Annotated in this window: 11 protein-coding genes; 5 read left to right on the plus strand and 6 right to left on the minus strand. The window is 60.8% G+C overall.

What is annotated here, in order from left to right:
• Positions 1–22 precede the first annotated feature (22 nt).
• Positions 23–3,664: a methionine synthase gene (gene metH / locus AC5RVY_RS04285; RefSeq protein ID WP_493953443.1), complete on the minus strand. Its 3,642-nt coding sequence runs from the start codon at positions 3,662–3,664 to the stop codon at positions 23–25.
• A 327-nt stretch (positions 3,665–3,991) separates the two neighbouring features.
• Here metH and AC5RVY_RS04290 point away from each other — a divergent pair, with 327 nt between their 5' ends.
• From AC5RVY_RS04290 to AC5RVY_RS04310, 5 genes are all read left to right on the plus strand, one after another.
• Complete coding sequence (locus AC5RVY_RS04290) at positions 3,992–5,083, plus strand: type I restriction endonuclease (protein WP_493953444.1); 1,092 nt, start codon at positions 3,992–3,994, stop codon at positions 5,081–5,083.
• 232 nt (positions 5,084–5,315) lie between these two features.
• Positions 5,316–5,753 carry a DUF8548 family protein gene (locus AC5RVY_RS04295; RefSeq protein WP_493953701.1) on the plus strand — a complete coding sequence of 146 codons (438 nt, stop codon included), beginning with the start codon at positions 5,316–5,318 and terminating at the stop codon, positions 5,751–5,753.
• 295 nt (positions 5,754–6,048) lie between these two features.
• Complete coding sequence (locus AC5RVY_RS04300) at positions 6,049–6,927, plus strand: DUF4393 domain-containing protein (RefSeq protein ID WP_493953445.1); 879 nt, start codon at positions 6,049–6,051, stop codon at positions 6,925–6,927.
• Positions 6,924–7,826 (plus strand): LuxR C-terminal-related transcriptional regulator, encoded by a 903-nt coding sequence (locus AC5RVY_RS04305; RefSeq protein WP_493953446.1) that lies wholly within the window; start codon positions 6,924–6,926, stop codon positions 7,824–7,826. Before AC5RVY_RS04300 ends, AC5RVY_RS04305 begins: the two co-directional genes overlap by 4 nt.
• A gap of 32 nt (positions 7,827–7,858) precedes the next feature.
• A complete protein-coding gene (locus AC5RVY_RS04310) occupies positions 7,859–8,554 on the plus strand; it encodes a hypothetical protein (RefSeq protein WP_493953447.1) in 696 nt (231 codons plus the stop codon).
• A gap of 358 nt (positions 8,555–8,912) precedes the next feature.
• Here AC5RVY_RS04310 and AC5RVY_RS04315 read toward each other — a convergent pair whose 3' ends face one another.
• The 5 genes from AC5RVY_RS04315 to AC5RVY_RS04335 all read right to left on the minus strand — a co-directional run bounded on the left by AC5RVY_RS04315 (position 8,913) and on the right by AC5RVY_RS04335 (position 15,720).
• A complete protein-coding gene (locus AC5RVY_RS04315) occupies positions 8,913–9,194 on the minus strand; it encodes a recombinase family protein (protein WP_493953448.1) in 282 nt (93 codons plus the stop codon).
• A gap of 513 nt (positions 9,195–9,707) precedes the next feature.
• Positions 9,708–10,301, minus strand: coding sequence for an RloB family protein (locus AC5RVY_RS04320; RefSeq protein WP_493953449.1), 594 nt, complete (start codon positions 10,299–10,301; stop codon positions 9,708–9,710).
• Positions 10,295–11,761, minus strand: coding sequence for an AAA family ATPase (locus tag AC5RVY_RS04325; protein WP_493953450.1), 1,467 nt, complete (start codon positions 11,759–11,761; stop codon positions 10,295–10,297). Before AC5RVY_RS04325 ends, AC5RVY_RS04320 begins: the two co-directional genes overlap by 7 nt.
• Before the next feature lie 210 nt (positions 11,762–11,971).
• Positions 11,972–13,990 (minus strand): ABC transporter ATP-binding protein, encoded by a 2,019-nt coding sequence (locus AC5RVY_RS04330; RefSeq protein ID WP_493953451.1) that lies wholly within the window; start codon positions 13,988–13,990, stop codon positions 11,972–11,974.
• A complete protein-coding gene (locus AC5RVY_RS04335) occupies positions 13,987–15,720 on the minus strand; it encodes an ABC transporter ATP-binding protein (RefSeq protein WP_493953452.1) in 1,734 nt (577 codons plus the stop codon). Before AC5RVY_RS04335 ends, AC5RVY_RS04330 begins: the two co-directional genes overlap by 4 nt.
• Positions 15,721–15,731: the final 11 nt, after the last annotated feature.

A 15,731-nucleotide genomic window follows, 5' to 3' on the forward strand; every position in this document is an offset into this window, starting at 1 on the left:
TCCTCCACCCGGGGGCTTCAACTCACACCTTGAAGTACTTCGCCTCCGGGTGGTGGAACACAAACGCGTCGGTGGACTGCTCGGGGTGCAGCATCAGCTCGTCGCTGAGGATCACGCCCATCCGCTCGGGCTTCAGCAGCTCCGTCACCTTGCGGCGGTCCTCCATGTCCGGGCACGCGGGGTAGCCGAGCGAGAACCGCGCACCGCGGTAATCGAGCTTGAAATACCCTGCCGTGTCCTTCGGCTCCTCGGCCGCGAAGCCCAGCTCCTTGCGGATGCGGGCGTGCCAGAACTCTGCCAGCGCCTCGGTGAGCTGCATGACCAGGCCGTTGAGTTCGTAGTAGTCGCGGTACTGGTTGGCGGCGAACATCTTTGAGGTGAAATCTTCGATCTTCGAGCCGGCGGTGACCAGCTGGACCGGCAGCACGTCGATCTGTCCGGACTCGCGGGACTTCACGAAGTCGGCAAGGCACAGGTGCCGGTCACGGCGCTGGCGCGGGAAGTCGAAGCGCAGCCGGTCGGTGCCGATCGGGCCGCCTGAACCACCGTCGGGGGCGAGGAGTCCCGCCGTGCCGAGGACGCCGTCGCGATCCTCCCCGTGGTGCAGCACCACCACCTGTTCCCCTTCGGAGACCACCGGGAAGTAGCCGTAGGCGACGGACGCGTCCAGCATGCCCTCGCCCAGGATGCGGTCCAGCCAGTAGCGCAGGCGCGGCCGGCCCTCGCGTTCCACCAGTTCCTCGTAGGAGGCGCCGTCCTCGCCGCGGCCAGGCTTGAGCCCCCACTGCCCCATGAACGTGGCGCGCTCATCGAGGAACGCCGAGTAGTCGTGGAGCGAGACGCCGCGAACGATGCGCGTGCCCCAGAACGGCGGGGAAGGAACCGGGTTGTCGGAGACGACGTCGGACCGGCCGGGCATTGCCTCGGGCTCGGTCACCGTGAACTTGGCACCGCCCTTGTGGATGCGCTTCTTCAGCGGCGGCAGGCCGACGTCATCCGGTGACTCGCCGCGGGCCACGCGCACCAGCGGTTCCATGAGGGCAAGGCCTTCGAAGGCGTCCTTGGCGTAGCGCACCACGCCGTCGAACTGCTCGGCCAGGTCCTGCTCCACGTAGGCGCGGGTCAGGGCTGCGCCGCCGAGGATCACTGGCCACTTCTTCGCCAGGCCGCGGGACTGCAGCTCCGCGAGGTTCTCCTTCATCACCACGGTGGACTTCACGAGCAGCCCGGACATGCCGATCACGTCCGCGTTGTGCTCCTCCGCCGCGGCCATGATCTCGGCGATGCCCTGCTTGATGCCGATGTTGATGACTTTGTAGCCGTTGTTGGTGAGGATGATGTCCACCAGGTTCTTGCCGATGTCGTGCACGTCGCCGCGCACGGTGGCGATCACCATGGTGCCCTTGCCGGAGGAATCCGATTTCTCCATATGCGGCTCGAGCAGGGCGACGGCGTTCTTCATCACCTCGGCGGACTGGAGCACGAACGGCAGTTGCATCTCACCGGCACCGAAGCGCTCGCCCACCACCTTCATGCCCTCAAGCAGGTGGTCGTTGATGATGCCGAGCGGGGTCATGCCCTCGCTGCGCGCCAGGTCGAGGTCCGCTTCAAGGCCCTTGCCTTCGCCGTCGATGATGCGCCGTTCCAGGCGCGCGCCGGTGGGCAGCGCCGCGAGTTCCGCGGCGCGCTGGTCCTTGAGCGCTGCGGTGTCGACGCCGGCGAACATGTCCAGCATGATGGCCAAGGGATCGTAGGTGGTGTTGCCGTCCGCGTCGTATTCGCGCCGGTCATAGACGAGGTCCAGGGCCACCTTGCGCTGCTCTTCGGGCAGGGAGGCGAGCGGCACGATCTTGGCGGCGTCGATGATACCGCTGGTCAGGCCCGCCTGCACGGCCTCGTGCAGGAACACCGAGTTCAGGACGATGCGCGCGGCCGGGTTCAGGCCGAAGGACACGTTGGAGACGCCGAGGGTGGTGTTGATGCCGGGGTACTTAGTGGTGATCTGGCGGATGGCCTCGATGGTTTCGATGCCGTCGCGGCGGGTTTCTTCCTGGCCGGTGGCGACGGGGAAGGTGAGGCAGTCCACGATGATGTCCTCGACCCGCATCCCCCATTCGCCCACCAGGGCGTCGACGAGGCGGGAGGCGATGGCCACCTTGCCGTCGGTGGTGCGGGCCTGGCCCTGTTCGTCGATGGTCAGGGCGATCACGGCGGTGCCGTGCTCCTTCACGAGCGGCATAATGCGAGCGAAGCGGCTGTTGGGGCCGTCGCCGTCCTCGTAGTTGACGGAGTTGACCACCGGGCGGCCGCCGATGTGCTCCAGGCCGGCCTGCAGCACGGGAGGCTCGGTGGAGTCGATGACGAGCGGGAGGGTGGAGGCCGACGCGAAACGGGAGACGATCTCCTTGATGTCCGCGACGCCGTCGCGCCCCACGTAGTCGATGCAGACGTCCAGCAGGTGCGCGCCGACGCGGATCTGTTCGCGGGCGATGTCCACGCAGTCGTCCCAGCGCTCTTCGAGCATGGCCTGGCGGAACGCCTTGGAGCCGTTGGCGTTGGTGCGCTCACCGATGGCGAGGTAGGAGGCGTCCTGGTCGAAGTTCACGTGTTGGTAGAGGGAGGCGACGCCGGCTTCGCGCTCGCTGGGGACGCGGGCTGGTTTTGCACTGTCGGTAACCACGGCTTTGGTGCGGAAGGGCGCCAGACGTTCGACGACGGCGGCCATGTGCTCCGGCGTCGTACCGCAGCAGCCACCCACCAGGCCCAGGCCGAATTCGCGCACGAACTGCTCGTGCGCGGTGGCGAGTTCGGTTGGGGTGAGCGGGTAATGCGCGCCGTTGGCGCCGAGGATGGGCAGGCCGGCGTTGGGCATGCAGGCGATGGCAACGGAGGACTGCTTGGAGAGGTGGCGCAGGTGCTCGCTCATCTCGTCCGGGCCGGTGGCGCAGTTCAGGCCGATGGCGTCGACGCCGAGCGGTTCCAGGGCGGTGAGTGCGGCGCCGATTTCGGAGCCCATGAGCATGGTTCCGGTGGTCTCGACGGTGACCTCGACGAAGATGGGGAGGCGGATGCCGCGGGAGACGATGGCCTGCTTGCAGCCGTTGACCGCGGCTTTGGTTTGCAGGAGGTCCTGGCTGGTTTCGATGAGGAAGGCGTCCGCACCGCCGTCGATGAGGCCCTCGGCCTGCAGTGCGAAGGTCTGCTTGAGGTAGTCGTAGCTGGTGTGGCCGAGGCTGGGGAGCTTGGTGCCCGGGCCCATCGAGCCAAGGACCCAGCGCATGCGGCCGTCTGTTTCTTCTGCCGCTTCCGCGCGTTTTCGGGCGATCTTCGCGCCCTTGAGGGCGAGCTCGGTGATGCGGTCGTCGATGCCGTAGTCCGAGAGGTTGGACCAGTTGGCGCCGAAGGTGTTGGTTTCGACGGCGTCGATGCCCGTGGCGAAGTACGCGTCGTGGATGTCCGCGATGACATCCGGGCGCGTGTCGTTGAGGATCTCGTTGCAGCCCTCGAGGTTCTGGAAGTCCGTTTCAAGCGACAGTTCCCGGCCCTGCAGCATGGTACCCATCGCGCCATCGGCAATGACGACGCGGTGGTTCACGGCGTCCAGGAGCTCCTGCGCACGGACAGGGCGGGGCACGGACTCAATATCAAGCGCAAAACGAGGCATCTAAACAGGTTACGGGCGACACGCCGAAACATTGCTTCGTATGTCAGTGTGCTACGGCGGGGGGTGGGTGGGTGGGCTTCCTAGTCACAGTTCGCTGGCGCTTGGGTCGGCGGCTGGCCGACGACGGGCTCGGCCCGGGAGCTTCGCCTTGGCAGTTGTAGCGGCTGCACAACCCACGAGGATGGTTATGCCCTTTTTCGACATGGAGTCATACCTGCCCGCCAGATGAGTGGTATTCGGGACAATCACATGTAGTTTGTTGCTTCATCAGCTTGGATCTTTGCTGCACTGCGTTGTGCAGCATCGACTGTACTTGTAGGGGGACAAATGGAGTTCGCAGAGAAGCTTTCAGCGTTGGCAGCAAAGGTGCGCCAGCAGCGCGGCGTTATTCAGACGGAAGAGGCAACAAAAAACGCGTTCGTGATGCCGTTCATTTCGACGATTCTTGGCTACGACGTCTTCAATCCGATGGAAGTCGTTCCGGAATTCATCGCAGACGTGGGGCTCAAAAAGGGCGAAAAGATCGACTATGCCATCGTCAAGGACGGCGAAGTCCAGATCCTGATCGAGTGCAAGAAGTCCAGCGAACCCGTCAAAATCGAGCATGCGTCACAGCTTTTCCGATACTTCGCCGTGACCAACGCTCGGATTGCGATCCTTACCAACGGGGAAATGTATCAATTCTTTACGGACCTTGATGCCCCTAACCGTATGGATGCAAAGCCGTTCCTCGTGCTCGATTTGAACGACATCGACCAAATGCTTATCCCTGAACTGCAGAAGCTGTCCAAGGATGTTTTTGATCTTGATTCAATCATCAGCGCGGCCGGCGAGTTAAAGTACATCGGCGAGCTAAAGCGGACCCTAGCCGCGCAGTTTAAAGCGCCAGAAGATGAATGGGTCAAGTTCCTGACCGGGCGAGTGTATTCTGGTCCCTACACCCAGAAAGTACGCGAACAGTTCACAGCCCTGGTTACCAAAGCCTCGAAGCAGTTCTTGAATGACCAGGTGAACGAGCGTCTCAAGAAGGCCCTCGGCAACCCCGGCTTCCCGCAAACTGAAGAAGCCGCAGTCGCGGCAAGTGTAACCAGCGCTCCGGTAGCCGAAGCGGACTTGGCAGAAGCTGATGGGCTAGAGACAACACTTGAGGAAATCGAGGGCTACCAAATTGTTCGGGCCATCGTCTGCAGCGAGGTCAAGCCTGCTCGTGTGGTGCAAAGGGACGCCAAGTCCTACTTCGCAGTACTGCTGGACGATAACAACCGCAAGCCCATCGCACGCCTGCATTTCAACCGGACGCAGAAGTACATCGGGCTCTTCGACGTCAACAAAGAAGAGACTCGAATGCCGATCAGCTCACTTGAGGAAATTTACGAGCACACCGAAGCGCTGCGCGCGAGCGTCAAGAGTTACCTGTGACAGCACCCCCAACAGATGTGGATCTGCTTCTCGGCGCGATTGCGGAAATCCCCACGCCGTGGAAGAAGTGGCCCGGCGGATACCCTGACCGCCTGGACCTCGCATTGGTAGACGCCGTCATGTCCATCCGATTTCGTTATGGTCGGGAACGCAGCGATGGCACTTGGACGGGTGCGCCCGGGCCATGTTGCGCTACCAGAGTCATTCCGAGCATGTGATTCGCACGGAGAAGATGAAGCACCTAGCGGGCCAGGACCCAGTCGCCTTAGAACGGATTCCCAACACACAAAAGGTGCACGCAGGGAAGACCAAGGCGTATGCAATCGTGAAAGCGGCTCAGAACTTCACATCAGCGCGAGTGACTTTGCCTGAGCACTTCAATCCCGCCAGCGATGCTCATAGGAAGCCATACACCACCGTTTCAGGTCTCGGCCCAGTCACTTGGGAGTACTTAACGATGCTCCTTAGCCATGTAGGGGTGAAGGCAGACACCTGGATTACGGCTTTTGTCAGGCGCGCGCTGCAGCGCCAGGTGTCGTCGGAAGAGGCAGGGGTGCTCGTCAAGGAGGCCGCTGACAAGTTGGGTGTAGCCAAGAGGACCCTCGACCGTGCAATTTGGGGATACGCCAGCACCACTGGGCTAAAGGATATGTCTGCCCAGTTGTCCTGATTCTGCCCAAACATAGGGGGCAACTGGCGGGAGGTCTGGCACGCTTCCCCCACCTTCCGGCAGTCCGCTGACGATTGACACACTCGAAGAATGGCGACTCTCAACATATACAGCTCGACGCTATTGTTCCGAGGCCTGCGGAGAATCCACCAGCAAGCACGCCGAATACCAGCGGCACCCCGTCGTGCAGTACTTACAGTGGTGGGTTCGCGTTGTAGCCGCTCCAGAAGCTGGCGGGGGTTTGGTGGCCCGGCCAGCGACAGCCCGTGTCAGTGCTGCCCAGTAGGATCGGATCATGATGGGTGGAGAGGCCGCGGCAGCGGCAATGGTCGGCAAAGTGGTTACTCACGCGGGTAAGGAAGTAGCGGAGGAGAGCAAGTCCATAAAAAAGGAACTTCTCGAGCACGCTAAGCAAACTCCAGAGTTCGACAAGGCGGCGAGGAATTACGCCAAGCGCGTTGCAATCCGACAAGAAATCTTGACCAGCATGTACAAGCCGATCGCAAAGATGCTCGGCTTCGCTAATCAGTATTTCGAAGATGCCTTTGAAAAAGACATGGCTGAGAAGCTTGCCGATGTGCCAGAGGAGAACATCACTGCGCCGAAGCCTTCTCTCGCTGCCCCAGCCATGCAGCAACTTGGTTTCAGCCTTGACGAAGCCGATCTCAAAGAGATGTACCTAAATTTGTTGGCGACTGCGTCCGACAACAGGAAATCAGTCTCCGCCCACCCCTCCTTCGTCGAGATAATCAAACAACTCAGTGCCGCCGAACTGCCCACCTTGAATCAGGTCCTATTGAAAAAGGGGCGACACACCCCGATCGTCCAGCTCAAGCTTCTGACCGCGAATCAAGACGGTTGGAACTTGCTAGCTCAGCACATTATCGACGACCGGGACCAAGCGACTGGTGGCATAATATTGCGCCCGCTCCTCCCTACGTATATCGACAACTGGATTCGTCTTGGCCTAGTTGAAGTCAGTTATGCGTCCTTCGTTACAGAGGACGGTGCTTACTCTTGGGTTGACACCCGGCCTGAACTGATCATGTGGAAACAGCGCTTTGAATCCGACGACGACAAGACGGTGGACTTCGACAAGGGCATCATCAGCCCAACCGCCTTCGGACAGTCGTTCGCCCAGGTAGTCGGCATAGCTCAGCAGGCTGAAGCGTGAAAATCTTTATAAGTTGGTCAGGCGAGGAGAGTAAGCAGGTAGCACTGTTGCTCAAGGGCTGGTTGAAGAAACTCCTGCAAGCCACTGAGCCATGGATGAGCGACCTGGACATAGTGCCTGGTACTCGGTGGTCACAAACAATCGCGCGTGAACTGCAGACCTCTGATTTCGGCATCATCTGCGTGACTCAGGAAAATAGGAATGCTGAGTGGATAAATTTCGAAGCCGGAGCGCTGTCTATTGCTATCAGCGACACGGAGCGAAAAGTAGTCCCGCTCCTTGTTGGTTTCGATAACCGTGGCGGGCTAAAACAAGGGCCACTCAGTGCGTTCAATTCACTACTCTTTGATCGCGACGACATGTGGAAGCTTGTACTCACCCTAAACGCAGAGCTTTCGGACAGCGTAGATGCTGACGATTTGGGAGAGTTGTTTGAAATCTTATGGCCCAAGCTTGATGCTCAGGTCAAGGACATGAGGAAAAAACTCGATGCTGCACCACCGCCGCCCCCGCCGGGCGAGAAGGAGATGTTGAGCGAAATTCTAAGCACCGTCCGGGAACTTCAGCGAGGACAGGTCAGTCAGCTTGAGCACGGCGCTCCCGCTAATTCAGTTCGGCTGTCCCACGCTACAGTTGGCGTCCCCACTTCTAGCCGCCACTTGACGGAAAGGGAACTTGCGATTGCCGGCCTCGCCGCGGAAGGAGCCACGGACCGTGACATAGCACGTGAGTTAGGGCTTTCAGTGCGTACGGTTGAGGGTCATCTTTATCGTGTTTACAGCAAGTTCGGCGTCGCAACCAGGATAGAACTTAGGCAAGCGTTCTACCGATACATCGAGGCTGCCCGGGACTTTAGCGCACCGCTTGAACCCGACGCTGAGCGGCCGACGGAAGGGTGACGAGTAACTCCGTGGGAGGTAAGCACGTCCGATTGACCGTTCCTGTCTCGCTTGCTGGCCTTGGTGCCGTCTACTACGGCATCAGCATGCTAAGTCTTGCCAACGGCAATATGACAACGGCCCTTGCTGTTGCCGCAAATATAGAGTTCTTGCCAGCACTCGCAGCTATGTCGTTAACGGCAGCTCCGGCAATCCTCTTGCCCCTTGTGCTGTACGGCTTATATCGAATAAGTAAGTACCAGACCGATGACCTGGACTTTCAGGTTGTTGTCGTGCTTGCGGTCCTGGCATCGCTAGTTGCGGTGATGTATTCGTCAGTGGTGGTGTTGTCGGTATGTATATTGCTGCTCGCACTTCACCTTATTCATTTGCGGAGCCACAAAAAGAACTGGAAACGGAAGTTTGAGCGGGGACGCTTTGATCCAGAACTAGCACGAGTACTCCTGGTATCGATACTTATGACCTCAGTAATTTGGGGTCCTTCATGGCTGGTGCGGGAAACAGCGACTGTGCACGATAGGAAACATCTGATTTCCGTCGTCAGAGAAACGGACGAGCTGATCTACTACCTAGACCGAAAAACGGATCGGGTGGTATATGCAAAGCCATCGGATTTATCCGAACGTGCATTCTGCGGCTCCGCCGAAATCACGACGCTAAACTCACTGATGATTTTCATAACTGACGGCCCTACTTATCCAAGTTGCCCTAGCACTAGAGACCTGTAAGGCAAAGTGTGGGTTAAAAGCAAACGGGAAAGGCAAGGCCCGCGGCTCCGTGGGGTGGTGTTCCACGGTAACGGCGGGCCTTTCTCAATCGGGCGCTGGTCGGGTCACTGGGAGCCGAAAGGAGAAGCCCCTGACCGGCCATCGGTCCGCTGCCGCCGGAAACAAGCGCAAACCGGGCAGCGGTGGCGTTGACGCCCTTCGCTCAACTGCCTTTCACCGGCCGCTTGCCTTCAGTTTTCGCGTCGTCCAGCGGCAGCAGGTCCAGCTTCGCCATTTGGGCAACCGCGACACCCGTCGGGTCCCCCACATCCAGGGAGAAGCCATGCACGCGAATGTTGACACGGTGCGCCTGCCCCGCTTAGATGATGCGGGTCAAGTCCTTCATCGAGCGCGTCAACCGGTCAAGGTGCCAAACCACAACGGCCGACACTGCACCGGATTCAACGGCTGCAAGGAGCTGTTCGAAGGCGGGCCTTGTCTTGCCCGTGGTGGCGCTGATGGAGTTGTCAGCGTATAGGTGCGGGCTATCCCAGCCCTTGGCCTCTGCTAGTAAACGGCAGGCGGCCTCCTGCCGCTGGAAGGCTGCTTCCGCTCCGGTCTTATCCTCGGACTGGCGAACATAAACGGCGGTGGTGCTCATGCCTCGAAGAGTACCCCCAACGTTTAACTACCGGTACCACCGTTGTTACCTGCTAACGTCTCAATGCCTTCTTGGAAATCCTACGCATGTCCCTGTAGGGAGCCCCTCGCACGGAGAGGTCCCCGGACAGGAGATACTATGAAGCGCTTTTGGAACACACTTGCAGCATTGGCAATCGCCGGGGGTTCCGCCTTGGCGTCAACCGCCGCGACCAAGGTCCTTCACGCTCTGCCGAAGGCAGTCCTCGAATTGTACGGCACGATGCCGACTCCGTACCTGGTCGTCTACGCCATGTTCCTGGCCGCCTGGGGCGTCATGTGCCGCTGGGCGGCCAGGAAGTACCGCACTGCCCTGATATCAGTTGTAATGCGCATGTTTGACTGGCTAACGGACTGGTTGGGTTAGTGCTGCGGGGGTAGGGAGTATCAAACCTCTACCCCCGCTTCACCCACGACCCCTTGCCGGTGAGTAGTCCCCCTCCCCCCGCCTCGCAAGGGGGGTACCTGTCTCCTGCTAGTTTTGAACAGCCAACAGGTAATCCAGCAATTCGTTCATTGAACTTGATGGATTTTTCCCTACGGATCCAACGTGGCAATTGGGATCAGCCTGAACTGCACGAGCCGACGCCTTTTCGAAGTCGTGAATCGGAAACTTCATAGTGATTGACTTTCCCGGATTGCCGAGTGTCTTGAATACCTCTTGGATTCCGGGGGTTGTTTCTGGTCGTCGGTGGTCTTGGAGATGCCAGACCAGCCATATTTCAAAACACGGGTTTGAAACGACGACGGAGATGTCCTCTTTTGCTGCAGCCGCAATGCAGCTATCGAGAGTGGTGTGTTCGTCCACGTCAACCACTACCCACACGGAATCAAACGAGTCCGCATCCTCGTCTCGCCTAGCGACAGCAGCTTTCAAAACCCGGAAAGGATCCCGCCCGACGCCGTGGCGCGTCATGGGCCAATGGTTAACACCGGTCGCCTTCAGGTGCTGTACAAGAAGACCAAAATACTGATTTTCGGTTTCCTTACCTTCGGTTACGACCAGAACACGGGTTCTCTCCTTACGAGTCTTTCGTTTGCGCTCAAGGCTAGCACCCCGCTTTACCAACTAATTTTCTCCGCCGCCGAGCTGTCCTCCGATACCCCAAGGTCCGACGCCTTCTCTTTATCGGCTCGGATCAGAGGCCCTACTAGGGAAGGAACGACGGCAGGGATGGCGCCATAGCGACCAGCTAGGTATCTGCGGGCCACATTTTCATTTTTCCTGGTACCGAAGTCCGCAAGGGAATAGATGTCTGTCACTCCCTTAGTCTTCTCCGCAAACCAAACTTCGTCATCCGTCAGAGGAGTGGTGGAAGTTGGTGAGAGATAGTAAGTGTCGTGAGTAGTGAATATTAGCTGTGCACTATTCCTATTTATCTCTGGGTCTCTAAACATCTGAATCAAAGCCAGACCCAGTTGGGGGTGGAGACTGGCATCGATTTCGTCAACGAGTAAGACCCTCCCCTTACGAAGGCACTCTAAAGCTGGAACCGCTAAACCCAACCAGGACATCGTGCCAGTGCTCTGGACATTCTCACCCAAAACGTAGCTAGAGCCGTCCACACCGACGTGGTAAAACTCCAAGTTACGTTGAAGCGTTTCGTCCAGGGATAGCTTGACCTCCGCACGACGCTCTAGGCTTTGCTCAACCTCATCCCTATCGAGTTGCGCCTTCTCGCCATCAAGCTCCGCCTGCCTTCTTCTGCGTGCGCCTTCAAAGATTAGCCTCATTACCTCCTTGATGTCGTCATCCATTTCTCGCGTAGAGACCTCGACATTGGCAATTCCCACGTCGGCCATGCGCAAGAGAGCGATTATGTCCTCAAACTCAATTTCACCAGACAGCAGCCCAGCGCTTATTCGGGATATGCGAGTGTTACGGTCCATATCATCGAAGCGCGTAACCACAAGACCATCAACGATGGCTGCGTGAATTTCTGTGAGGAAGGGGTGTTGGGTCGCCGCAGCACGCGAGAGGAACAGTTCAGTTCGACGAGTTGCCCGAACAATGGCCGCCGATCCCCCTTTGAACGTGGGACCGAACTTGTATCCTCTGTCGAATTCATTTCCGCGTTCAAAAAGAAGGCGCGAACGCCCTTCTGGAAACGAATACAGCCACTCCGCGCCGACGCGCCCCTTCAGGATTGAAAAACCATATTCATACCGAACGTTGTTTACCACTATGTCGGCGGCGTACACCGAAGGATGTCCCTCCGACTCACCATCCAACGCAAACGGCATGTAAGGCAGTAACCCACCGCTCCACAGCGTGGCGGAGTTCGCAACGGCGTCACGGAAGAAGCCTAAGGCATGGATCACCGTTGATTTCCCCGAGGCATTGGCTCCGTAGATGCCGGCAACCCTGAGACTTGAGGACTTCCAATCACCCGACTCGGGCATCGTCCCTTTGTGCCTTGATGGGATAAGCGACAACTCAACCTCGTCGCGGAGGCTTCTATGATTTTCGACCCTGAATCGGAGTAGTAACACAACCTGAGTATGTGTCCTGAGGCTAATTTTGTCCATTTTTGACCAAATCAGACCTGAAATTTGATCTCGCATCCTTCCAAGCGTCGCTCGTGCCAGGACGGCTAGCGTGCAAAAGGCACACCCGTCGCGTTCTCTATTCTTGCCGAGGCAGTAGGTGGGTCCCCGTTCGGAACGGCCCGGATCCCCGGGCCACAGTCTAAAGCGGTGCCGCTAGGTGTGCGCGCCGTACACAATCAAACGCGACCCCTATACCTCCGCCGCAGGAGCCGCGAACTGCGCCTCATACAGCCGCGCGTAAGCCCCGCCAGCAGCCAGGAGTGAAGCGTGGGTCCCCTGCTCGACGATCTGGCCAGCTTCCATCACCAGGATGAGGTCGGCGTCGCGGATGGTGGACAGCCGGTGCGCGATGACAAAAGAAGTCCGGTCGGAACGCAAAGCACTCATCGCCTTCTGCACCAGGACCTCTGTCCGGGTGTCTACCGAAGACGTCGCCTCATCCAGAATCAACACCGACGGCCGGGCCAGGAACGCCCGCGCAATCGTCAGCAGCTGCTTCTCCCCCGCGGACACGTTCCCACCTTCATCTTCAAGAACAGTGTCGTACCCCTCGGGCAGCGACCGCACGAACCGGTCCACATACGTCGCCCTCGCCGCCTCCAGGATCTCGTCCTCAGTAGCAGTAGGCCGCCCGTATGCAATGTTGTCCCGGATGGTCCCGCCGAACAGCCACGTATCCTGCAGCACCATCCCCAGCCGCGAGCGCAGCTCGCGCCGCGGCACCGAGGTGACGTCCACGCCGTCGAGCGTTATCCGCCCGGCGTCCAGCTCGTAGAACCGCATCATCAGGTTCACCAGCGTGGTCTTGCCCGCCCCGGTGGGCCCCACGATCGCCACCGTCTGCCCCGGCTCCGCCACCAACGAAAGCCCGGAAATCAGCGGCTTGTCCGGCGTATACGAGAACGAAACGTCCTCGAACACTAGCCGCCCGCGCCCAAACACAGGCCCAGAGGAAGGAGCAGGCTCCACAGACTCCTCGTCCTCATCCAGCAGCGAGAAAACCCGCTCAGCCGAGGCAACCCCGGATTGCAGCAGGTTGGCCATGGACCCCAGCTGCGCCAGCGGCATGGTGAACTGCCGCGAGTACTGGATGAACGCCTGCACATCGCCCAGCTGCATCGCCCCGGACGCCACCTGCAGTCCGCCCACCACGGCGATCCCCACGTACACCAGGTTCCCGATAAACGTCATGGCCGGCATGATCAGCCCGGAAATGAACTGTGCCCCGAAGCTCGCGTCATACAGCTCCGCGTTCTTCTGCCGGAACCGCTCCTCCACCTCGCGCTGCCGGCCGAACACCTTCACCAGCGCATGCCCGGTGTACGTCTCCTCGATCTGCCCGTTCAGCTCCCCCGTGTTCTTCCACTGCGCCACAAACAGCTTCTGCGAGCGCTTGGCAATCAGCGCCGTGATCCCCAGCGTGAGCGGAATGGTCACCAGCGCAATCAGCGCCAGTGTGGGCGAGAGGATCACCATCATCACCAGCACGCCCACCACGGACAGCACCGACGTGACTGCCTGGCTTATGCTCTGCTGCAGGCTCTGGGAGATGTTGTCCACATCGTTGGTGACCCGGCTGAGCAGCTCGCCGCGCTGGATCGAGTCGAAATACCGCAGCGGCAGCCGGTGGATCTTCGCCTCGATCTCCTCACGCAGCCCGAACACCGTCCGCTGCACCACCCCGTTCAGCACATACGCCTGCACCCACATGAACCCCGATGCCAGCACATACAGCACCAGCGCCCACGTCAGCACACTGCCCAGCGCGGCAAAGTCGATCCCCTGCCCCGGCGTCAGCGCCATGGGCGTCAGCATGTCCGCCTTCTGGTTCTCCCCCGCGGCCCGCAGCTGGGCCACCAACTGCTCCTTGCTCACCCCGGCGGGCAGCTGCTTGGACACCACCCCGGCGAAGATCAGGTTGGTGCCCTCCCCCAGCAGCCGCGGCCCGATCACCTGCAGCGCCACGCTGATCACCGACGCCGCCAGCACCAGCAGCAGCCACGCCCGCTCCGGCCGCAGCTTCCCCAGCAGCCGTTTGGCCGACGGCCAGAAGTTCATCGCCTTCTCCGCCGGCACATTCATCCCGGCGAAGGGTCCGCCGCGTCCCGGCCCGCCTGCCGGACGGGGAATGCGTACGACGTCGGCACTTGCAGTTTTGGAGGCGGGTGCGGCTTTGGTGCCGGCTGAGGGGGTGGGTTCGGGGCTCATACCGTCTCCTCCGCCGCCAGCTGGGAGTTCACGATTTCGCGGTACGTCTCCGACGTCTCCAGCAGCTCACTGTGCGTTCCGCGCCCCACGATCCTGCCGTCGTCGAGCACTAAGATCTGGTCCGCGTCTGTGATGCTGGAGACGCGCTGGGCGATGATCACCAGCGTGGCGCCGGCGGTGCTGCGCTTGAGGGCCTGGCGCAGCCGGGCATCGGTGCCGGTGTCCAGGGATGAGAACGAATCGTCGAAGATGTACAGCTCGGGCCGCTTCACCAACGCCCGGGCGATAGCCAGCCGCTGCCGCTGCCCGCCGGACACGTTGGTGCCGCCCTGGCTGATGGGCGCATCCAGCCCGCCCTCCATTTCCTCCACGAAGCCGCGCGCCTGGGCGATCTCCAGCGCTTCCCAGCACTCGTCATCGGTGGCGTCCGGTTTGCCGTACTGCAGGTTGCTGCGGACGGTGCCGGTGAAGAGGTAGGGCCGCTGCGGGACCAGGCCGATGTGCCCCCAGAGCAGGTCGGGGTGCAGCTCGCGCACGTCCACGCCGTCAATGCGGACGGCACCGGTGGTGGCATCGAACAGCCGGGGCATGAGGTTTACCAGGGTGGTCTTGCCGGCGCCGGTGCTGCCGATGATGGCCGTGGTCTGCCCGGCCGTGGCGGTGAAGCTGATCCCGGAGAGGACGGGCTGGTCGGCACCCGGGTAGGCGAATCCGGCGTTGACCATCTCCAGCTCGCCGCGCCGCACCTTGCTGCTCAGGGGCTTCAAAGGTGGCCGGACGCTCGACTTCGTGCCCAGCACCGCGCCGATCCTGTCCGCGGAGACGGACGCGCGCGGGATCATCACGGCCATGAAGGTGGCCATCATGACGGACATGAGGATCTGCATCAGGTAGCTCAGGAACGCGATGAGGGTGCCCACCTGCATGGATCCGTCCTCGATCCGGAACGAGCCGAACCAGATCACCGCCACGCTGGACACGTTCATCACCAGCATCACCACAGGGAAGGCGAGCGCCATCAGCCGGCCGGCCCTGAGCGCGGTGTCCGTGACGTCCTCGTTGGCCTGGGCGAAACGGGCGCTCTCGATGTCCTCGCGGACGAACGCGCGGACCACACGGATGCCGGTCAGTTGCTCACGCAGGACCCGGTTCACGGTGTCGATCCGGTTCTGCATCTTCCGGAACAGCGGCACCATCCGGAAGATGATGAGCCCCACGCCGGCCAGCAGCACCGGGACGGCTACGGCGATCAGCCAGGACAGCTGCAGGTCCTGCCGGACGGCCATGATCACCCCGCCGATGGCGAGCATGGGCGCGGCCACCATCATGGTGCAGCCCATCAGCACCAGCTGCTGGACCTGCTGGACGTCGTTGGTGGAGCGGGTGATCAGGCTGGGGGCGCCGAACTTGGTGACCTCCTGCTCGGAGAACTCCCCCACCCTGGAGAAGATGGCGCCGCGCAGGTCCCGGCCGGTGCCCATGGCTGCCTTCGCCCCGAAGTACACGGCGATCACGGCGCAGGCGATCTGCAGCAGGGTGATGCCCAGCATCAGGCCGCCCAGGTTGAGGATGACCCCGGTGTCCCCCTTGGCCACGCCCTCATCGATGATGTCCGCATTGAGCGTAGGCAGGTACAGCGACGCGATGGACTGCGCCAGCTGGAAGATCACGACGGCGATCAGCAGCGTGCGGTGCGGCCGCAGGTATTCAACGAGTAACTTCCAGAGCATGCGCAGCTCCC

This window comes from Arthrobacter sp. Ha26, assembly GCF_059091705.1.

Excerpts from the sequence above, each read along its gene's own strand:
- metH (WP_493953443.1), bottom strand. The coding sequence starts at position 3,664 with ATGCCTCGTTTTGCGCTTGATATTGAGTCCGTGCCCCGCCCTGTCCGT.
- AC5RVY_RS04290 (WP_493953444.1), top strand. The coding sequence starts at position 3,992 with ATGGAGTTCGCAGAGAAGCTTTCAGCGTTGGCAGCAAAGGTGCGCCAG.
- AC5RVY_RS04295 (WP_493953701.1), top strand. The coding sequence starts at position 5,316 with ATGAAGCACCTAGCGGGCCAGGACCCAGTCGCCTTAGAACGGATTCCC.
- AC5RVY_RS04300 (WP_493953445.1), top strand. The coding sequence starts at position 6,049 with ATGATGGGTGGAGAGGCCGCGGCAGCGGCAATGGTCGGCAAAGTGGTT.
- AC5RVY_RS04315 (WP_493953448.1), bottom strand. The coding sequence starts at position 9,194 with ATGAGCACCACCGCCGTTTATGTTCGCCAGTCCGAGGATAAGACCGGA.
- AC5RVY_RS04325 (WP_493953450.1), bottom strand. The coding sequence starts at position 11,761 with ATGGACAAAATTAGCCTCAGGACACATACTCAGGTTGTGTTACTACTC.
- AC5RVY_RS04330 (WP_493953451.1), bottom strand. The coding sequence starts at position 13,990 with ATGAGCCCCGAACCCACCCCCTCAGCCGGCACCAAAGCCGCACCCGCC.
- AC5RVY_RS04335 (WP_493953452.1), bottom strand. The coding sequence starts at position 15,720 with ATGCTCTGGAAGTTACTCGTTGAATACCTGCGGCCGCACCGCACGCTG.